This is a genomic window from Acinetobacter sp. YH12069, from assembly GCF_013419675.1.
Lineage (GTDB): Bacteria > Pseudomonadota > Gammaproteobacteria > Pseudomonadales > Moraxellaceae > Acinetobacter > Acinetobacter amyesii.
The window spans coordinates 20,363-39,554 of sequence record NZ_VOZS01000007.1; the positions used below are offsets into that span (position 1 = coordinate 20,363).

At 39.4% G+C, this 19,192-nt stretch carries 19 protein-coding genes; 10 read left to right on the plus strand and 9 right to left on the minus strand.

Annotation, left to right across the window (positions count from 1 at the left end):
• Nucleotides 1-49 precede the first annotated feature (49 nt).
• Nucleotides 50-931, minus strand: a complete 882-nt coding sequence (gene ubiA / locus FTU16_RS06370; RefSeq protein ID WP_180007667.1) for a 4-hydroxybenzoate octaprenyltransferase — start codon at nt 929-931, stop codon at nt 50-52.
• A 22-nt stretch (nt 932-953) separates the two neighbouring features.
• Nucleotides 954-1,439: a chorismate lyase gene (locus FTU16_RS06375; protein WP_111884531.1), complete on the minus strand. Its 486-nt coding sequence runs from the start codon at nt 1,437-1,439 to the stop codon at nt 954-956.
• 203 nt (nt 1,440-1,642) lie between these two features.
• On the opposite strand from FTU16_RS06375, the gene FTU16_RS06380 reads away from it, so the two are divergent.
• The gene (locus FTU16_RS06380) at nt 1,643-2,557 is read left to right on the plus strand and encodes a polysaccharide deacetylase family protein (protein WP_180109361.1); all 915 of its coding nucleotides are present in this window, start codon (nt 1,643-1,645) and stop codon (nt 2,555-2,557) included.
• An 84-nt stretch (nt 2,558-2,641) separates the two neighbouring features.
• Here the strand turns inward: FTU16_RS06380 and FTU16_RS06385 are convergent, their stop codons facing one another.
• A complete protein-coding gene (locus FTU16_RS06385) occupies nt 2,642-2,920 on the minus strand; it encodes a hypothetical protein (protein WP_180007665.1) in 279 nt (92 codons plus the stop codon).
• 96 nt (nt 2,921-3,016) lie between these two features.
• On the minus strand, nt 3,017-4,432 hold the full coding sequence (gene glnA, locus FTU16_RS06390; RefSeq protein ID WP_171319222.1) for a type I glutamate--ammonia ligase: 1,416 nt from the start codon (nt 4,430-4,432) through the stop codon (nt 3,017-3,019).
• 888 nt (nt 4,433-5,320) lie between these two features.
• Here glnA and FTU16_RS06395 point away from each other — a divergent pair.
• The 7 genes from FTU16_RS06395 to FTU16_RS06425 all read left to right on the plus strand — a co-directional run bounded on the left by FTU16_RS06395 (nt 5,321) and on the right by FTU16_RS06425 (nt 10,802).
• The gene (locus FTU16_RS06395) at nt 5,321-5,905 is read left to right on the plus strand and encodes an aminodeoxychorismate/anthranilate synthase component II (protein ID WP_078190263.1); all 585 of its coding nucleotides are present in this window, start codon (nt 5,321-5,323) and stop codon (nt 5,903-5,905) included.
• A gap of 18 nt (nt 5,906-5,923) precedes the next feature.
• A complete protein-coding gene (gene trpD / locus FTU16_RS06400; RefSeq protein WP_180118511.1) occupies nt 5,924-6,970 on the plus strand; it encodes an anthranilate phosphoribosyltransferase in 1,047 nt (348 codons plus the stop codon).
• 16 nt (nt 6,971-6,986) lie between these two features.
• Nucleotides 6,987-7,793: an indole-3-glycerol phosphate synthase TrpC gene (trpC, locus tag FTU16_RS06405; RefSeq protein ID WP_180026398.1), complete on the plus strand. Its 807-nt coding sequence runs from the start codon at nt 6,987-6,989 to the stop codon at nt 7,791-7,793.
• A 105-nt stretch (nt 7,794-7,898) separates the two neighbouring features.
• Nucleotides 7,899-8,882: a hypothetical protein gene (locus FTU16_RS06410; protein ID WP_180162928.1), complete on the plus strand. Its 984-nt coding sequence runs from the start codon at nt 7,899-7,901 to the stop codon at nt 8,880-8,882.
• Nucleotides 8,883-8,993: 111 nt separating this feature from the next.
• A complete protein-coding gene (locus FTU16_RS06415; RefSeq protein ID WP_180007661.1) occupies nt 8,994-9,683 on the plus strand; it encodes a Smr/MutS family protein in 690 nt (229 codons plus the stop codon).
• Nucleotides 9,684-9,778: 95 nt separating this feature from the next.
• Nucleotides 9,779-10,327 carry a GTP cyclohydrolase I FolE gene (folE, locus tag FTU16_RS06420; RefSeq protein ID WP_171525937.1) on the plus strand — a complete coding sequence of 183 codons (549 nt, stop codon included), beginning with the start codon at nt 9,779-9,781 and terminating at the stop codon, nt 10,325-10,327.
• Between the two features lie 118 nt (nt 10,328-10,445).
• Complete coding sequence (locus FTU16_RS06425) at nt 10,446-10,802, plus strand: cupin domain-containing protein (protein ID WP_180003198.1); 357 nt, start codon at nt 10,446-10,448, stop codon at nt 10,800-10,802.
• An 80-nt stretch (nt 10,803-10,882) separates the two neighbouring features.
• Here the strand turns inward: FTU16_RS06425 and FTU16_RS06430 are convergent, their stop codons facing one another.
• From FTU16_RS06430 to hemE, 5 genes are all read right to left on the minus strand, one after another.
• A complete protein-coding gene (locus FTU16_RS06430) occupies nt 10,883-12,259 on the minus strand; it encodes a diguanylate cyclase (protein ID WP_180162929.1) in 1,377 nt (458 codons plus the stop codon).
• 106 nt (nt 12,260-12,365) lie between these two features.
• Nucleotides 12,366-14,240, minus strand: a complete 1,875-nt coding sequence (locus FTU16_RS06435; RefSeq protein WP_257227102.1) for a DUF4105 domain-containing protein — start codon at nt 14,238-14,240, stop codon at nt 12,366-12,368.
• Between the two features lie 109 nt (nt 14,241-14,349).
• Nucleotides 14,350-14,820: a DUF3015 family protein gene (locus FTU16_RS06440; protein ID WP_078190276.1), complete on the minus strand. Its 471-nt coding sequence runs from the start codon at nt 14,818-14,820 to the stop codon at nt 14,350-14,352.
• A gap of 150 nt (nt 14,821-14,970) precedes the next feature.
• Nucleotides 14,971-15,762 carry a DUF817 family protein gene (locus FTU16_RS06445; RefSeq protein ID WP_180084189.1) on the minus strand — a complete coding sequence of 264 codons (792 nt, stop codon included), beginning with the start codon at nt 15,760-15,762 and terminating at the stop codon, nt 14,971-14,973.
• A 40-nt stretch (nt 15,763-15,802) separates the two neighbouring features.
• Nucleotides 15,803-16,873 carry a uroporphyrinogen decarboxylase gene (gene hemE / locus FTU16_RS06450; RefSeq protein WP_078191978.1) on the minus strand — a complete coding sequence of 357 codons (1,071 nt, stop codon included), beginning with the start codon at nt 16,871-16,873 and terminating at the stop codon, nt 15,803-15,805.
• A 205-nt stretch (nt 16,874-17,078) separates the two neighbouring features.
• On the opposite strand from hemE, the gene FTU16_RS06455 reads away from it, so the two are divergent.
• Both FTU16_RS06455 and FTU16_RS06460 read left to right on the plus strand, forming a co-directional pair.
• Complete coding sequence (locus FTU16_RS06455) at nt 17,079-18,299, plus strand: L,D-transpeptidase (protein WP_078191979.1); 1,221 nt, start codon at nt 17,079-17,081, stop codon at nt 18,297-18,299.
• A gap of 191 nt (nt 18,300-18,490) precedes the next feature.
• Complete coding sequence (locus tag FTU16_RS06460; RefSeq protein WP_180162931.1) at nt 18,491-19,186, plus strand: pirin-like bicupin family protein; 696 nt, start codon at nt 18,491-18,493, stop codon at nt 19,184-19,186.
• Nucleotides 19,187-19,192: the final 6 nt, after the last annotated feature.

A 19,192-nucleotide genomic window follows, 5' to 3' on the forward strand; every position in this document is an offset into this window, starting at 1 on the left:
CCCAAATAGGATGCTTTAGCTCATTTTAAACAGTTTCAGATCAATGACATTAAAGCGTCAGTGCCATGAAAATTCCAATAAAAATCATAAGCCCTACCCAACGGTTATGGCGAAACGCCCAAAAACATAACTGCGGATCACGGCCTTTGGTTTTAGTCCACTGGTAAATAAAATCGGCAGCCACAGCCAACAACGCGACCAAACCGAATGGCATCAAGAGATCTTCTAAATACAGTGCAGAACCAATTAGTACAATACTAAGCACCTGCAATAATGAAATAATTTCAATATCGTATTTACCAAATAAAATCGCAGTCGATTTCACGCCAATTTTCAAATCATATTCACGGTCAGTAATGGCATATTGTGTATCATACGCAACGGTCCACGCCAAATTACCAAAGTACAATAACCAACACGTTAAATCAGGTGTTTGCCCTACTGCGGTGTAAGCCATAGGAATCGACCATGAAAATGCCGCGCCTAAAAATACTTGTGGCAGATGCGTGTAGCGTTTCATAAAGGGATAAATGAACGCTAAAAACAATGCACCAAAGGACCAATAAAAAGTTTCTATCGGTAAAAAGAACAACATACATGCGCTAGCAAGCACCAAGATCAAGAATACATATATGGCTTCTTTAGCGCTAATTACGCCTGTCGCTAGAGGACGATGCTTGGTTCTTTCCACAGCACCATCGACTTTACGGTCAGCAAAGTCATTAATCGCACAACCTGCTGCACGCATAAATATCGTACCCAAAATCATAGGAATCAAAATACTGAATTGCGGTGTTCCTTGATTAGCAATCCACAGTGCCCACATAGTTGGCCAAAAAACCAGTTCCGTGCCAATTGGCTTATCGAAGCGACATAAATAGTAATAAGCTTCTAAACGCTGCTGCCAAGTAATCTTTTGCACCACGGCCATGACTGTCCTTCATCTGGTAATGTTATTTCTGCAAATATTGCTCAAAACTCGCTAAAAAAGTTTCCTGAACTATAAATTTACAACCATGCCAAGTATAACAGCTCTGACGTGTCCAACCATCGTCTAGCCACAGTACACGCCGCTCACACTTCGGATTGGTACGTTGAAATAAAAAATGTCCGATGGGTTTTTTTCCAATATGCTGAAAAATCCGCGCACGGCCTTGTATACTGAGGATTGGAAATATACTTTTTGCCTTGACCCACGGCTCAGCTTCACAGCCATATAAATAACTTTCACGTACCCAAGCTGTGTGCTGTATTGGCATTTGTAGCCACCGTGCATCTTGAAGCGTCATACGTTGAAATTGCTCAATACTCGGCTCAACCTTAAATACGCCTTGGGCAAAATCTGTTAATTGTTGGGTTAATGAACCCGAAGCATACAACCATGTTCTTAATTCAGGAGACATTCTTTTATCCCGCATTTCGCATGCTTGACGCTGCATATTTCATTTCCCTTATAAGCATTTGCTGAGTATAGCGAATCCTTAGTGTAACCAACTCAACATCGTTTTTCATGACCCATAGCTTGTTTTCAGTAAAATGAGCAAAACCAAAACGGCTTAAGTACTTCATTACATATGCAATCAACACAAACCTCACATACACAGTATGATGTCGTGGATAACCACTAAATTACACAAGCATAATGTTTCCATATAACCCACTACATGTTTTTATTTTTTTCGTTTTACTTTGTGCCAATATCACGGCTCAAGCAAAATCTCTTGCACTCAGTTTTGATGATGGATTAAATCCAGCGTTTAACGCACAAGCGGAACAAATCAATGCCCAAATTTTAAAACATCTGCATGATCAACAAATCAAAACTATTGTCTTCCCTAGCCTGATTAAAATTGGCGATTATCAAGGTAAACAACTGATTCAAGCGTGGGGACAATCTGGCCATCTGATTGGCAATCATAGTGCACTGCACCAAAACCTGAATAAAGAAAATGTCACATTAAAAGATTATCTGCACAGCATTGAACAGGCGGATACCGTGCTAAAAACGCTGCCAAATTACACACGTATTTACCGGTATCCTTTTTTAAAAGAAGGTAATAGCGCTAAAAAGCGTGATGCTGTCTATCAGTGGTTAGAGCAACATCAATACCGCATTGGCGGTGTGAGTATTGATGCCAGTGACTGGTTTTATAACCGAAAATATCTCGACAATGCCAAACAGCAAGATCAGGACAAATTAGACCGACTAAAACAAGCTTATATTGCTCACCTGCTTCACCGAGCAGATTATTATGACCAACTTGCACAGCTCACCATAAATCGTTCGCCACAACATGTTTTACTTTTACATGTAAATGCCATTAATGCTGCATTTTTAAAGGATGTCATTACCGCATTTCAGCAACATGGCTGGACTTTTATTTCAGCAGCAAACGCCCTACAAGACCCCTTATATGCGCAGCGCAGTCAAAACATTCCTGCGGGTGAAAGTGTGATTTGGTCGATTGCCAAAACTCAAGGAATTACACAGCTGCGCTACCCCGCCGAAGATGCGCCTTATGAAGGCGACAATTTAAAACAGCATGGTTTGAAATGACGTTTGGCAAATTTCTAGATATTCAATAAAAAATGACCTGCAACGTTGTAGGTCATTTTTTCAGTTCAATATTATCGTGTTGAATTAAAAGTTATCTGTCTTGGCAATGGCTTCAAACTTGCCTTGCGGCGTTTTAATCAGCACCAGCCCTTCGGTCGTAATATAAAAACTTTCAGGGTAATCAAACTCCAATGCCAACTCTGGGTTTTTCAGTTCGACAAATTGAGCCTGCTTATAACCTTCAACTGTCCGTCCCACTTCCAAATAAGTCACTTCTGAAAAGTTGAGTTTAAATCCCTTTGCTTGATCCGCTGGATCAATCCAAGGAAAAAAACCGGTATGTTTTTTACGTGGTTTTGCCATGTTTAGATATTCATTCAACTCTTTGCTTTATCTTAACCCATTCCATAAAAAAACCCGCACAAGGCGGGTCTTTTTACAGTGAAATTCTGTACAGAATTACAAGCTGTAGTACATGTCGAATTCAACTGGGTGAGTAGTCGTGTTAAGACGACGAACTTCTTCAGTTTTAAGTTCGATGTAGGCATCAAGCATTTCTTTAGTGAACACACCACCTTTAAGAAGGTAATCATGATCCGCAGCAAGCGCTTCAAGCGCCATATCTAGGCTATGAGCCACTGTAGGGATTTTAGCTTCTTCTTCAGGAGGAAGGTCATACAAGTTCTTGTCAGCAGCTTCACCTGGGTGGATCTTGTTTTGAATACCGTCAAGACCAGCCATAAGAAGTGCAGCGAAACCTAAGTACGGGTTCATCATTGGATCTGGGAAACGTGCTTCGATACGTTTGCCTTTAGGGCTAGAAACATAAGGAATACGGATAGAAGCTGAACGGTTACGTGCTGAGTAAGCAAGCATAATCGGCGCTTCGAAATGTGGAACTAAACGTTTGTACGAGTTAGTTGATGGGTTTGTGATTGCGTTCAATGAACGAGCGTGTTTGATCACACCGCCAATGAAGTACAACGCCATTTCTGAAAGACCAGCGTATTCATCACCAGCAAACAAGTTCTTGCCATCTTTAGAGATCGACATGTGAACGTGCATACCAGAACCGTTATCGCCAACCATTGGTTTAGGCATAAATGTAGCAGTTTTAGCATATTGGTGAGCAACGTTCCAAACAGCATATTTGAACTGTTGAACTTCGTCCGCTTTGCGAACCATAGTGTTGAAGCTTACACCGATTTCAAGCTGGCAAGATGCAACTTCGTGGTGATGTACTTCTACACGACCTGGGCCCATGATATCTTCGATTTTTGCACACATATCTGCACGCATATCTTGTGAAGAATCAACAGGAGGGACTGGGAAGTAACCACCTTTCACACGTGGACGGTGACCAGAGTTACCCGCTTCATAATCTTTACCAGTAGACCAAGCAGCTTCTTCAGCGATTAATGTGTGGCGCGCGCCAGACATATCGATGTCCCATTTTACTTCGTCAAAAACAAAGAATTCTGGTTCTGGACCAAAGAAAGCTGTATCACCGATACCAGTTGATTTTAGGTATTCTTCCGCACGGCGAGCAATAGAGCGTGGGTCACGTTCATAACCTTGACCAGTTGAAGGTTCGATAACATCACAAGTCACAACAACTGTAGCTTCTGCAAAGAACGGGTCGATAAAACAAGTTTCTGCATCTGGACGTAAGATCATGTCAGATGCTTCAATGCCTTTCCAACCAGCAATTGAAGAACCATCAAACATTTTGCCATCTTCAAACGTATCTTCGTCGATTGAATCTGCTGGGTAAGTTACGTGTTGTTCTTTACCCTTAGTATCAGTAAAGCGAAAATCGACCCATTTTGCGCCACTTTCTTGGATGAGTTGAAGGACCTTGTTCGCCATGCTCATTTTGCTCCGATGATTTTTTTGTGCACACTGAAGTGCGTGTTAGTAGTTGGTAGTTATTAAGCAATTACCGTACCAACTTTTAAAAGCCAAGCTAAAATATTGAATTCCTTATCAGAATAGAAGATTTTAACTCCTTGCTTTTCGACTATTATACTGTGTGTAACAGTAAATGCACCATATTCAGCCACTCTTCATCACTTTTGTTTAAAAACTTCTCGCAGGTGTATCAAAATAGTGCAACTTGGTTTTGCACTAGTATGCACCAAAATGATTAATCGCTTTCAACGATAAAATCATTGAGATTTTATCAAAGCTTTAAGATCGAATTTAAATACGAGAGAAACTAATGGTTTAGCTAGTTATAGATGGAAAAAAATCAGCGTAATCACTATATTCATAATCGATATTTAGATTTTTTGAGCCCCTAAAGTACCCATTTTTCGACGTTAATTTAACCATTTTGTTTTAATTTTAATCAATTTACCTTTACATTAATTGTGCTCCATTTTGGTGATTTTGCTTCAAAACGATTCATATTTTTCCATCTAGAGCCTGAATTGCTATTTTTAACGACATCAAGCAGATCTTTTTAAAATATCAATTGAACATATTTTACCCACTTAAATTCAGCCTAATGTCTTGTTCAAATTAAATCCCAAATTTATAAGTCGAAAATTTATTGAAATGATTTCAGTTGCGATGAACTTTGGCGAAATTGTTCAGCAGAAATTGAATAATATTTGCTATGATTGGCTGCATTCTAAATATTTCACTATTTTTCTATTAAAAATATCCACACGATATTTGGGTCAATATACAACTATTTAGAATCATTTCGGACTATTCAAAGCACAGTTAAGTGCATAAATTTCAAAGGTTAATACGCTCATGCTTTTGATGATCGACAATTATGACTCTTTTACCTACAACATCGTCCAATATTTTGGCGAGTTAAATCAGGAAGTAAAAGTTGTACGTAACGATGCCGTGACATTGGAAGATATCGAGCGATGGCAACCGAAGTATTTAGTCATTGGTCCTGGCCCTTGTTCGCCAAGTGAAGCAGGTATTTCAATTCCTGCGATTCAACACTTTGCGGGAAAAATTCCTTTACTCGGTGTGTGTTTAGGCCACCAAGCCATAGGACAAGCTTTTGGCGGCGATATTATTCGCGCTAAAAAAGTGATGCACGGTCGTTTATCTGACATGTATCACAGCGATCAAGGCATTTTCAGCAACCTCCCTTCGCCATTTTCAGCAACGCGTTATCACTCTTTGGTGATTGATCAAGCGACTTTGCCTGAATGTTTAGAAGTGACCTGCTGGACCAATGAAGAAGATGGCACGATGGAAGAAATCATGGGCGTAAAACATAAGACATTGCCTGTCGAAGGCGTGCAGTTTCACCCTGAATCAATTCTTAGTGAACATGGCCATCAAATCTTTAAAAACTTCTTAGAAATTTACGCTTAATCGAGTGCAAAAAATATTATGAATATTCAACAAGCTTTAAATAACATCACTAAAAATATTGAACTCACTCAACCTCAAATGGAAGAAGTGATGCGTACCATCATGCAAGGTGAAGCGACCGATGCGCAAATTGGCGCACTCATGATGGGCTTACGCCAAAAAGGTGAAAGTATTGATGAAATCACTGCCGCAGCACGTGTAATGCGTGAGTTTGCGATCAAAATCGATGTCAGTGATCTGCCACATTTGGTGGATATCGTTGGTACAGGTGGTGATGGTCAAAACTTATTTAACGTTTCTACTGCGTCTAGTTTTGTCATTGCAGCAGCAGGTGCAACCATTGCTAAACATGGCGGTCGTGGTGTTTCATCAAAATCAGGCTCTTCTGATCTTTTAGAACAAGCAGGAATTAACCTTGACCTAAGCATGCAGCAAACTGAACGCTGTATTCGTGAAATGGGTGTGGGTTTCCTCTTTGCACCTAATCATCATAAAGCCATGAAATATGCTGCTGGTCCACGTAAAGAATTGGGCTTCCGTAGTATTTTCAACCTACTTGGCCCGCTTACGAATCCGGCCGGCGTAAAACGTTTTGTGATTGGTGTTTTCTCTACAGAATTATGTCGTCCTATGGCTGAAGTTTTAAAACAACTCGGTGCAGAACATGTCTTGGTGGTGCATTCAAAAGACGGTTTAGATGAAATTAGCCTTGCATCAAGTACTTATGTTGCTGAACTCAAAGATGGCGAAGTCACTGAATGGGAAATTCAGCCGGAAGCCGTAGATATCGAGTCGCAAACCTTAACGGGTCTATCTGTAGATAGTGCTGCTGAAAGTCTAAAATTGATCAAAGATGCTTTAGGTAAAAACAAATCTGCACTCGGTGATAAAGCCGCGAATATGATTGCCCTAAATGCAGGCGCAGGCATTTATGTTTCAGGCTTAACCAAAAGCTATAAACAAGGTGTTGCATTAGCACATGACATTATCTATGGCGGTCAAGCTCTAGAGAAAATGGGCATTTTGTCAGAATTTACGAAAACTTTAAAAGAATACGAAGCTTAAGATTAGGACTCAAATCATGGTAGATATCGCCAATACAATTTTAGGTAAAATTGTTGACCGTAAAAAAGAAGAATTTGCAGCCCGTCTTAAACAACGTAGCTATAAAGATGTCGAAGAGCTAGCTCAAGCAGCTACACCCGTTCGAGGTTTTGCACAAAACCTCGGCTCTAAACGTCCGGGGGTGATTGCTGAAATTAAAAAGGCATCACCATCGAAAGGCATCATTCGTGAAAACTTTAACCCTGCTGAAATTGCGCAGCAGTATCAAGATGCTGGTGCGGCATGTTTGTCTGTTCTCACCGATGTGGATTTTTTCCAAGGTGCCGATGAAAACATTCAGATTGCACGTAAGAACTGTGACTTACCTGCGCTGCGTAAAGATTTTTTAATTGATCCTTATGGCGTAATTGAAGCACGCGCTTTACATGCGGACTGTATTTTATTAATCGTGGCTTGTTTGTCTGATCAACAACTCGAAGAAATGTCGAAAACTGCTTTTGAGCACAATCTCGACGTGTTGGTTGAAGTACATGACGAAGAAGAACTTGAGCGTGCAATGCGTCTTTCTGACAACTGTCTACTTGGCGTCAATAATCGTAATTTAAAAACCTTTGATGTTGACCTCAACACATCATTACGTTTGAAAAAGTTACTCGAGCCTTCTCGCCTGCTGGTGACAGAAAGCGGTATTGCAACACCTGCTGATGTCGCGATGATGCAAGAACATGATATTCATGCCTTCTTGGTCGGTGAAAGCTTTATGAAGCAGCCACGTCCTGATCAGGCGTTTAAGGAGCTGTTTGGTGTGCCTGATAAAATATAAATGAAATATGTAGGGTGAGTTCGCTCACCCTTTTTCTCCTTTGCATCCATATTAAAAAATTACACATCCTTTTTATAATTTTTATTCAATTGAGAATTAAAAATAATGAAGTCGATTATTTCTTCAACTCTTCTATTCATTTCATTAATCTTGGTTTCAATACACCAGATAAGTTGGGCAAAAAATATAACTCTGTATACTGGCTCACCGTATCATATTGACCAAAATCATATCCTCTACTTTAATATTTCCACTATGCCCGAAGGCATCATTGCTGCTCAGATTGACCTAAATCAAATTTTTCCAAATATAAATACTAACGTGCTAAAGGGCAAAAATTATGATTTCAATAAGAATCAAATTGAAATCATTAGTTATCAAGGCTTACCAATAGTCATTAATTTCTCAGTCAATACTAAAAACAAGAATATTGAAAATTCAACCTATTTTTCTATTTCTAAAGAACATAAAAATTCTTTATCAAAACCAATCAATATTAAATCTCACCCTATTTCCATGGAAAAATTAAATCATTTTGAACAGATTTTTTATAAAGATAACCCACATTTATTGAAAAAGAATTTAGCTGATGAGCCATATTTAATAAATCTATTCATGTTCCATGCAGCAATAAATGATTTTGATGATATGAATGATTTTTTCCAAAATGCGATAAAGAACCTGGCACAGAAAAATGATATTGATAATTATGAAAAAGCCAAAAACTTGTATCTTGAATATTTAAATTTAGGTGAAAACAATGAATTTTATGATACCACCTTAATTATGGCGGCAATCGAGCATGCAGATATTTCTTTCATTAAAAAAATGAAGCTGAGAAAAATAAATGAACTTGTAGTAGATGAAGTTGAACCACAGACATATTATTTCACTAGATACTCCCCATTAGGTAAAGCTATTCGCCTAAATCAATATCAGATAATTTCTTATTTACTTGAAAAAGGCGCTTCAACCGAAATCGTGTGTATTTCTAAATTTAATGAAGAACAATCAGCATTAGCTCTTGCAGAACAATATAAAAATAAAAAAGTTATTAAATTAATTAATTCAACTTTGAAGCCCAAATAGGATTTGTAATGAATTAAGAGATCTTCTTTATATAAAGTCTTTCCAGTTCAAATCAGTGCCATTTAAGGCTATAATTGCTCTAAATTTTTGTATATTTCCCGTTTTTTCATTATGAGCAAACACGATTCTTCGCTTTCAAAAGATCAGTACAACCTACTGAAATCTTTTAAAAAGCAAATTACGAATCCACATTCCTCTACGATTGCTAAACAGCCTGAGCCAACGCCAAAGACTGTTGAACAAGAGCAGGAAGAAGACTTAGCGCTTTTCCAAAAGCAAATGCAAGGTGTTCAAAAAATGAATGCAGGAAATACTGCAAAAATGGAAAAAGTGGGTCGTAAAAAACCTGATGCGCAAACCTTGGCTAAACGTGCTGCTGCAATTGGTCCTATGGAAACAGATGATGCATTGCTTTCTGATACTCAAGCGATGCTCAACCCTGTTGCCAGTCAAGCGGCCTTAAGCTATCGCATTGCAACCTTACAACATAAAGTTTTTGAAGATTTAAAAGCCGGTAATCTACGTTGGTTCGAAGCAGTCGACTTACACGGTTGCACTGTAGAAGAAGCTCGTTCGGCTGTGCTGCAAATCATTCAAATGGCGAAAGATGACAATCAAAACGTCATTAAAATTGTGCATGGCAAAGGACCAGAAGCAATTTTAAAAACTTATGTAAATAGTTGGTTACGTCAACATCGTGATGTATTGGCATTTGTGAGCGCCCCAGAAAAACAAGGCGGTACAGGTGCTGTACTGGTTCTGCTTAAACGTGCAGAAAAGAACCCACAGTTTAAACAATAATCGGATTTAACTCCAAAAGAAGGCATTGTAATAGTTTTCTGCTACAATGCCGTCCTTGTTCAATCTCTCAGTGTAAGTGAACACGTCTTATGTCTATGCAGCAATCCTACGCAAATATCCTAACTGCCGTTGGTGAAGATCTGAATCGCCCAGGTCTTAAAGATACGCCTATGCGTGCTGCTAAAGCTTTTTCATATCTTACTTCTGGTTATAGCCAGACACTTGAAGAAGTGACCAACAATGCGGTTTTCCCATCCGGTAACCGTGAAATGGTCTTAGTTAAGAATATCGAATTCTATTCTTTGTGTGAGCACCATTTATTACCTTTTTATGGTCGTGTACATATTGCTTATCTCCCAGAAGGCAATGTTTTAGGTTTATCAAAATTCGCACGTATTACAGAAATGTTTGCCCGTCGCCTACAAATTCAGGAAAACCTCACTCAGCAGATCGCTGAAGCTGTGGCTGAAGTGACTGGTGCACGTGGTGTTGCTGTGGTGATTGATTCAGCTCACATGTGTATGATGATGCGTGGTGTAGGTAAACAAGAGTCTACAACCCGTACCGTTTCTTTTGTCGGTGACTTTAAAACCAATAAAGAAGAACGCCGTGAATTCTTAAGTGCTGTGCCTGAAAGCTATTAATAGAACATTCAGCGTCAGCTCTTTAAAAAAGCCTCAAACTTTTGAGGCTTTTTTTATTTGTGTTTTAATATCGCAAATCGTTTGCTTTGATAGCAAAGCACTATTTTCAGGATGAATCATGTCAGATGTATATATTGCCGGTCAGGGTTTAGCACAAGCCAAACACAGCATAGACTTCCCTCGCCCAGACCGTTTGGTTCAGGGCAATCCTAAACGTGAAACTGCAAGCCTGTATGTACACCCCAATATGGACTGCGGGATTTGGCAATGTGAAATTGGCGCATGGAATATTGTCTTTGCACCCAATAAACAAGAATTTTTTACAATCCTTGAAGGTTTAGTACGTATTCATGATCAACAAGGTGGATATATCGAGGTTTCCGCTGGCCATGCGGGCATTATTCCCCCATCTTTTCAGGGCAAGTTTGAAGTTGTCGAAGCCGTCAAAAAATACTATGTAGTTGTCGAAGTTTAAATTACGGCACATCTCGCCATTAAACTTCTTTACCCATAAAAAAACTCCCACATAAGGGAGTTTTTTATTCTCAGAATGAATTAGATATACGACAAATGCTTTGTGACTTGAATACAGTTTCGACCATTATTTTTTGCTGCGTATAAGGCATGATCTGCGGCATCTAAAAAACGCTGATAGTCAGGATGACCATCATACTGTACACAACCAATACTTACGGTAAAACTAAATTGCTGACCTTGTGCCGTTCGGATCAAGCCCTTTTCAATATATTGGCGAATATTTTCTGCAATTTTCATCGCACGGTTTACATTAGTGTCCACCAAGAGTAACAAGAACTCTTCGCCACCAATACGGAATGCATAATCGCTACCTTGGCTGTAACGCTGCAAAGCTTCGGCAATAAATTTCAGTGCAAGATCACCTGCCGCATGACCAAACTTATCATTGATCATTTTAAAGTAATCCGCGTCAAAGGCTAGCAAAGACAAAGGCGTTTCATTTTGACGTGCAAAAGTAATTTCACGTGAAATAATAGTACTGAGATAACGACGGTTCAGAAGTTGAGTTAAAGAATCATTGCCAGACTCAATATATTCAGCCACTTGAAATAGTTGATCGACTAAATGCTGAATTTCACGGTTCAATTCACGAATCTGTTGAATCAACTGTTGCAGCTGATCTTTTTCCGTCATCTGCATCGTTTGCTGGGTTAATTGATCGACTTCATAAATTCGGTCAATAATCAGTTGCACCTGATCTGAACCTGAAAAAGCATATGCCGCTTTATGAATGAACCATAGCCCAAACTCTGATTTTGAAAATAAGGGATGATAAAAACCAACATTGCCCGAAAAGATTTTAAACATCAGTTCATTTTCCCAATCGAGCAATGAACCCCGTTGTTTATCTTTATGCACTGCTACATCTTGCATCGCAGAAAATAAGCGATAATTGTGTTTTGTTTCTTGGTTTTTTTCCGTATTGATCTCATAAGATCGGCACATGATTTCAGTGCTGAACCCCATAATTTGTACAATATAACTACACATATGGAGAATATTTTGTGTTTGGTTTAACTCTAAAATTTCAAATATTTTACGTTCTATTTCACGTACACCACGCATGATAAACCATGACGGAATACCAACACGCGCGTGTACCATTCCAACTTTCTGTTGTCTTTTGACTGAGCTTTCAAATTCACCATTCAGTGCGACATTAAATGTTTCTAATAACCATTTTCTTAAGGTGTCGATGAGCCTTTTTTGAATAATATCGTCTTTAAAAAACTCAGCCGACTCAGGCTCACTCGACATTTTTTCATAAAAAACAGTAACTAAATTTTCAACATGCCTTTGGATAAATTGCAATGCTGCAAGATGTTCATTTTCAGTATATTGATCACAAATATCTTTCCAAGCCTGACTTAGACCTGTAATATATTCTTGATTCATTTGGTGACACAAACCACAGCTATTACAAAGTTAGCAATCATACCTTGCTTTACTTACATATAAAAACAAATTTATTTGATATTTCATATTTTATCTATTCTAAAAATTAATAGAAAAATACATAACTCAATTTCAATTTATTCCAATCTTGATCATCTTGTTGCTGGTATTCATAGCCAAGTCTTAACGCATTTTGCTGGTTAACGATATATTGTAATTCAGCATCGAGTTTCAGATTCCATTGATGTGCATCTTGCCAATACGGAAGCTCTGCCTGAACTACACTGTTGAATCGTTCAGACCAAATATTTTGACAACCCAGTGTCGGCCCAAGTCCAACTCTCCATCCCTGATCGAGTGACTTGCCGCCCTGCACCTGCATTTGAGACTGTACATAACACAAATGCGTACGTTCTTGATTAGCCCAGCTATAACCGGATTGCGCTTTTAATTCAGCAACACCATGTTGTTTCGTTTCGCTAAATTGACCTGCATCTACAGACACTTGCTGCCAGCCAAAATTAAAACCCCAAGTTAGCGGTGTTTTAAATGGCGTGATCGGGTTGTAAGAATTGACCGATAAAAAATCAAAATGATTGAGTTTGAGTTGGTCGTCTCGATATTGGATCGAGCCATCCCAAAACATCAGCTGCGTTCCAATCCGAAAGCCACCTTGCGGATCGATCAAATCATGATAAGCCTGACGATGACCGAGTTCGATGTATTTTTCACCTTGAACTTCGCCTACTGCGGCTGAAAAATTTCGCGCATGATGTCCATTGACTGGATCTAGACTTGGCTGCTTAGGTTCAGTCCGTTGTTTGGGTTGTGAAGATTGGCTACGTAAGGCCAAGATTTGACGCAATTTAGGCTGCGTTTCTTCCGCACTCACTTTTCGACCAATCAGCAATAAATACAGATGGTCATACGCCATTTCTAATATTTTCGCTTGCTCTGCTTCATTAAACTGAGCGAGTGCTGTCGACATCATCGCAGGTTCAATTTCAGCGAGCTTATGCGCTTCGCGTGCTAAACGATATCCATGTTGCTGCGCTTGTGATAAAAGCTGCGTTTCTAATGCAGGACGATACACCGCTGCTTGAATCAGTTGTTCATCATTAATTGCTTTAATCGTCTCAACGGGAATGGAAGCAACTTTAAATTTCTCGGTTAAATTCAGTGTCGGGCGAACCAAATCCATTAAACCCAATAATCGATATGCACAGTTATCGCTGGCGAAATAATAGGGAAAACTGACATTTTGCATTTCCCAAATATGTTTAACCAAATAACTGGTTTCTTGCTCGGTCAGCGCTAGCTCATATTCCCACAAATCACGACTTTCAAAATCACCATATTCTTTCACCTTTCGGTAGTACGGCATCAAGGAATATTCACCAGGATACTGTCCTGTTAAGCCTTTCCATGCATAAGACCAGTTATCTTCACCTGCAACTGTCGCTGCATAGTTAATGGCATAGGACACCAAATTTAGCTCTTTTTGATCTTTCGGATCGAGACGCAATAAGGTATGTCCAAACATAGAACTTGGATTACCCATAAAGTCTGTGGCGTAAATTAATGTCGCTTTATACGGCTTAATTTTCCCAAACCATTCATCAAACTCAGGGCAACTCACCACTGGTAACTGCTCTGAACGGATGGATAATTCTTGCTTCAGCCACTGACTACGCGCAGGGAAACGACAACGAAAGGCTTGATTAGGTTCGGCGGGTTGAAACAGTGCAGCGATATCTGCCTCTAATTCAGCTTGAGCACTTTGGCGGCCATTTTCAGCTAAAAAATAACCTGTATAGGCAACTTCACTTTGTCCTTTATGATCTGTATATAAAAGTCGTTGCCAACTGATGTGTTCAGACAGTTTTTTTGATTGTGCAAGTTCAATATATCGCTGTAGCTCTACGGTTTTAGAGAGGTTTGGATCTACAACTTGCTGAGCATATAAGATGCTCGGAATCATAAAGGTACAAAATAAAGCAGTTGATTTCATTCAGTTATATTCAAATCCATTTTTATATATTTTAGATAATAAAAAACCCTGCCGAGAGACAGGGTTTTGAAAGCATCGATTAAACGTATGCTTTAAGTACTTCATCTTTCGCCATTACGCTTTGTAATGAAGCAAGTACTTGTAGAGAAGACTGGTTTTCAGCTGAATAGATTTCAGCAAAATTTGCTTTAGACACAGCAAAGAAACGTGCTTTATCTGTTGATTGGATGTTTAAAAGCTCAGCCAAAACATTCAGGCTCTCACCTTGACCAACCGCCATATCACGAGCAAGTGATTCAGCATTTTCATTGGTAAATGTTACCGCTTGAGCAGTCACTGTACCAGTACCGCTACAACCTAAAGTACCAAAAGTAATACCAAGTAACTGGTTAGTAAAAATACCGTTGGTAGTCGCAGCTAAAATTTTAGGAATTTTACCTGATTGACCAGCCCAAACTTGAGAACCAACACCACAACCTACGTCACGGTCAGCAAAAGCAGCTGTAGAACCTAGTGCAACGACTGCAACTAAAGCTAATTTTTTTAACATGGCACTTCTCCAGGGAATTTTATTCCATTGTTTTTAATTATTAAAACATGTGTAATTTTGATTACACACCTGTAGATTAACTTGATCTTTCAGATAAGGCAAAACATTTTCATCTAAAACTTTTGGCTAAAAATAATACGTTCTTTTTCACTATTTTTTGAGCAACCAAGTACCATTTTCATCACGTTTTCCAAGGATTTTGAGTACTAAAACCAGACTGAGTAATAGCAACAAATACCAAGAACCGAGTTTCCCCCAACCGACCATATGCCATGCATCGACCTGACTTGGATATAACCAAATTTGATAGAAGGTACTGATATTTTCTGCGATCCAAATCAAGAATGCCAAAATCAACAATACTGGTAACATGGGCAACTGAATCACATGATTTTGTAATTGAAAACTCAGCTTGGTTTTCCAAAAGATCACCACACTCCAAGCAAACAAAAACATACGAATATCTGGTACAAAAAATTTGGTCATAAAATTAAGATATGACAAAACGGCTAAGCACAGCATATTGCCAAAACGCGGTAAGTTACTGAACGACACCTGATATAGACGTAACGAACGTGCAAAGAAACTCCCCACCGCCGAATACATGAAACCTGCAAATAATGGCACGGTCAGCAGTTTGAAAACCGCAGGCTGCGGATATTGCCATGAGGCAATGTGTGGATGGGTGAGAAATATTTCCATCCCCATTGCAAGGATATGAAACAGTGCTATGACTTTGGCTTCCGCCCAAGACTCGAGTTTCAGGTAGAGTAAACACACTTGAATAATCAGTGCATAAAACAATAAATAGTCATAACGGAAAAAGCCAAAATATTCCAGACTTCCCATTACTGCAGTTAATGCAAAAGCGATCAGCAGTAATATCCCAAATAAGGCAGCCGAAGCTGCCTTATAAGAGAACTCAAAACATGATTTTATCATCTTGACCACAGTTGAATCCTAAACCTATTTCCTTGAAGCCTTATAAATACTTGGCACTATATTCGTGTACCGTATCAATAAAGGCTTTTGGATTGGCTGGATCTACCCACTGAGTAATACCATGACCTAAGTTCGCCACATAACCGGTTTTTTCACCGTTGGCATATGCATCATCTAACATGGCACGCGTCGCTTTCGCAATCGCTTCAGGCGAACCATATAATGTTGCTGGATCTAAGTTGCCTTGCAATGCTGCACGGCCTGCGACTGTTTGACGCGCCACATTTAATGGCGTAGTCCAATCTAAACCAAAGGCATCTGCACCCGTTGCAATCATTGGCTCTAACCATTGACCACCACCTTTGGTAAACAAAATCACAGGAACTTTGCGTCCATCTTTTTCACGCTGTAAACCTGCCACGATTTTTTGCATGTAGTTTAGTGAAAATTCAATGTATTCACGGTGTGCTAATGCCCCACCCCAACTATCAAAGATTTGTACAGCTTGGGCACCTGCATCAATCTGCGCATTGAGATATTCAGTCACTGCCACAGCTAAACGGTCTAATAAGGCATGCAACACTTCAGGTTGTGCATACATCATTTGTTTCGTAAAACGGAAATCTTTGCTTGAACCGCCTTCCACCATATAGGTTGCCAGTGTCCAAGGACTGCCTGAGAAACCAATCAAAGGAACTTGTCCGCCCAATGCTGAACGAATCGTAGTCACTGCATTCATGACATAATCTAAGTCAGATTTGGCATTAAACTTAGGTAAATTCAGTACATCTTGTTCGGTACGTACAGTTTTATGAAACTTCGGACCTTCACCTGCTTCAAAATACAGTCCCAAACCCAACGCATCAGGTACAGTCAAAATGTCTGAAAATAAAATGGCAGCGTCTAAGTCATAACGACGCAAAGGTTGTAAAGTAACTTCACAAGCAAATTCTGTATTTTTACAAAGGGATAGGAAATCACCCGCTTTTGCACGTGTTTCACGATACTCTGGTAAATAACGGCCAGCCTGACGCATCATCCAAACCGGAGTGGCATCTACCGGTTCACGTAATAAGGCACGCAAGAAACGATCATTTTTTAAGGTCGTCATTCACTTTCCCAACTTAATTCGATATTCGCATCATCATATCAAAAAGGTTGTAAATATAATAACTTCTCAAGCATTTAAAAACCGATCATGTTGAGTACCAAAAATGATATTTACACAAAACAACTACTGCATCTCCACTTTTTTTCTGTAATACTTAGCCAGTTTTTAATACACAGTAAATGAATAATTCTTAAGGTTGAATTACATGTTCGTTCGCACCATGCTCGCACTGAGCCTAAGTTGCATATTTGCTGGTACAGCTATTGCCGCATCTACTGCTGAACAACCATTAACGCCAAAAAAAGTGACTAATGTTGCAGTTCAGGATCCCATTGATCCGTTAGCGACTGAAGCTTCATCTGCAACTAGCCAGATTAGCGCTCAAGAACAAGAAGATCTGAACCAAGCATCGCAAACTTTAGACAGCCTGCAACAATCAGAAGATGTTAAAGCCGACATCGGTGCTGCACCTGCTACAGCGACTGCTACAACTCCAACATCAACTTCGCCTGCTGCCAAAGTTGCTTGGGGTTTAAATGACCTAAATAATGCTCAGTGGTATGACAACATTGGTAAAGGTCAATTCCCTGTTTATGCACGTGCGCATGTCATGCTCAATAATGCACATGCTTCACCAGGTGCAATTGATGGTACTAGTGGTAAAAATACCTTAAAGGCGATCGCTTCATTCCAACAAATGAATGGGTTGAAACCTACAGGGACTTTAACTAAAGAAACTTGGGATGCACTGATTGCGAAACAAGGTTCTAAACCTGCATTCATTGAATACACATTGACTGATGCAGACTTGAAAGGTCCTTATGCAGCATCGATTCCACACGACTATGCATTACAAGCAAAAATGAAAGGCTTGTACTACACACGTGTGACTGAAATGTTAGGTGAAAAATTCCACATGGACGAAGACTTTTTGAAAAAGTTGAATCCAAAAGCGACATTTAAAAAAGCTGGTGAAAAAATCTTAGTGGCGAATATTCGCAACGAAGTTCCTGAAGATATTCACCTGATCGTTGCACATAAAGGCGCGAAACAACTTTACTTGTTTAATAGCCGCAACCAAATGATTGGTTCATTCCCGGCAACGATTGGTAGTTCAGATACGCCATCGCCTACAGGTACATACAAAGTTACAGGTGTTGCACCAAACCCTTGGTACAGCTACTCGCCTTCTAACTTTGTTCAAGGTAACAACAGAAAACCATTGTCTTTACCACCTGGTCCAAATGGTCCTGTTGGTAATATCTGGATTGGCTTGAGCAAAAAATCATTCGGTATTCACGGTACACCGAACCCATCTGCTATCTCTAAAACTGCGTCACACGGTTGTATTCGTTTGACCAACTGGGATGCAAATGACTTAGGTAAGAAAGTGAAATCTGGTGTGACTGTTAAATTCTTAGAATAATTTTAGTCATATTCAAAAAAGCCTGCTTCGTGCAGGCTTTTTTATAGTTGCGCCTTTATGCATAACAAAAGACTCAATCTTGGCTGAGCGTTGCAAAAATAGGATGAATTGTCGCTAAAAAACTATATATCCCAATTTAGTTCAATCTTAAAATAGGTACATGTTCAATAATTAAGATAAGGATGAATGCCATGAATGCTTTTTTACATCCAAGTGAAAACCGTGGTCACGTAAAAATGGGCTGGCTTGAGTCTAAACACAGCTTTTCTTTTGGTAACTGGTATGACCCGAAATACATGGGCGTTAGTGCACTTCGTGTAATTAATGATGACTTAATAGCAGCACATGAAGGTTTTGGTCAACACCCACATGACAACATGGAAATTTTAACCTGTGTGTTAAAAGGCACCATTACGCATAAAGACAGTATGGGCAACCATGGTGGCATTTCTGCAGGTGAATGGCAGCTGATGAGCGCAGGTACAGGTGTGCGTCATAGCGAAATGAACCAAGGTGATGAAGATGTACATTTACTACAAATTTGGATCGTTCCAAATGAACGTGATGCTGAACCGACCTATCAACAAATTAAATGTGATCCACGCGATCAACCCAATCAATGGCATTTAATTGTCGGTCCAAATGACGATGCAGCTATGCATATTCGTCAGCAAGCGGAAGTTAAATCCGCATTTTTGACGAAAGGTCAATCTTTAGAGATCCGTGCAACGCAGCATATCAACTATATCCATGTTATTTCAGGTTCAGTGCAAATTGCTGAACATAAAGTTGAAGCTGGTGGTGCAATTGCGTTCTTAGAAGATAGCCAAATTGAAGCGCTTGAAGATGCTCAAGTGATTTGGTTTGATTTACCCGAAGTAAAATAATTAAAA

Bases quoted from the DNA above. Each gene is read 5' to 3' on its own strand.
- trpD (WP_180118511.1), top strand. From the start codon at position 5,924: ATGAATATTCAACAAGCTTTAAATAACATCACTAAAAATATTGAACTC.
- FTU16_RS06460 (WP_180162931.1), top strand. From the start codon at position 18,491: ATGAATGCTTTTTTACATCCAAGTGAAAACCGTGGTCACGTAAAAATG.
- trpC (WP_180026398.1), top strand. From the start codon at position 6,987: ATGGTAGATATCGCCAATACAATTTTAGGTAAAATTGTTGACCGTAAA.
- FTU16_RS06410 (WP_180162928.1), top strand. From the start codon at position 7,899: ATGAAGTCGATTATTTCTTCAACTCTTCTATTCATTTCATTAATCTTG.
- FTU16_RS06415 (WP_180007661.1), top strand. From the start codon at position 8,994: ATGAGCAAACACGATTCTTCGCTTTCAAAAGATCAGTACAACCTACTG.
- FTU16_RS06455 (WP_078191979.1), top strand. From the start codon at position 17,079: ATGTTCGTTCGCACCATGCTCGCACTGAGCCTAAGTTGCATATTTGCT.
- FTU16_RS06395 (WP_078190263.1), top strand. From the start codon at position 5,321: ATGCTTTTGATGATCGACAATTATGACTCTTTTACCTACAACATCGTC.
- FTU16_RS06435 (WP_257227102.1), bottom strand. From the start codon at position 14,240: ATGATTCCGAGCATCTTATATGCTCAGCAAGTTGTAGATCCAAACCTC.
- FTU16_RS06385 (WP_180007665.1), bottom strand. From the start codon at position 2,920: ATGGCAAAACCACGTAAAAAACATACCGGTTTTTTTCCTTGGATTGAT.
- hemE (WP_078191978.1), bottom strand. From the start codon at position 16,873: ATGACGACCTTAAAAAATGATCGTTTCTTGCGTGCCTTATTACGTGAA.
- FTU16_RS06380 (WP_180109361.1), top strand. From the start codon at position 1,643: ATGTTTCCATATAACCCACTACATGTTTTTATTTTTTTCGTTTTACTT.
- FTU16_RS06440 (WP_078190276.1), bottom strand. From the start codon at position 14,820: ATGTTAAAAAAATTAGCTTTAGTTGCAGTCGTTGCACTAGGTTCTACA.
- FTU16_RS06445 (WP_180084189.1), bottom strand. From the start codon at position 15,762: ATGATAAAATCATGTTTTGAGTTCTCTTATAAGGCAGCTTCGGCTGCC.
- folE (WP_171525937.1), top strand. From the start codon at position 9,779: ATGCAGCAATCCTACGCAAATATCCTAACTGCCGTTGGTGAAGATCTG.
- FTU16_RS06425 (WP_180003198.1), top strand. From the start codon at position 10,446: ATGTCAGATGTATATATTGCCGGTCAGGGTTTAGCACAAGCCAAACAC.
- FTU16_RS06375 (WP_111884531.1), bottom strand. From the start codon at position 1,439: ATGCAGCGTCAAGCATGCGAAATGCGGGATAAAAGAATGTCTCCTGAA.
- FTU16_RS06430 (WP_180162929.1), bottom strand. From the start codon at position 12,259: ATGAATCAAGAATATATTACAGGTCTAAGTCAGGCTTGGAAAGATATT.
- glnA (WP_171319222.1), bottom strand. From the start codon at position 4,432: ATGAGCATGGCGAACAAGGTCCTTCAACTCATCCAAGAAAGTGGCGCA.
- ubiA (WP_180007667.1), bottom strand. From the start codon at position 931: ATGGCCGTGGTGCAAAAGATTACTTGGCAGCAGCGTTTAGAAGCTTAT.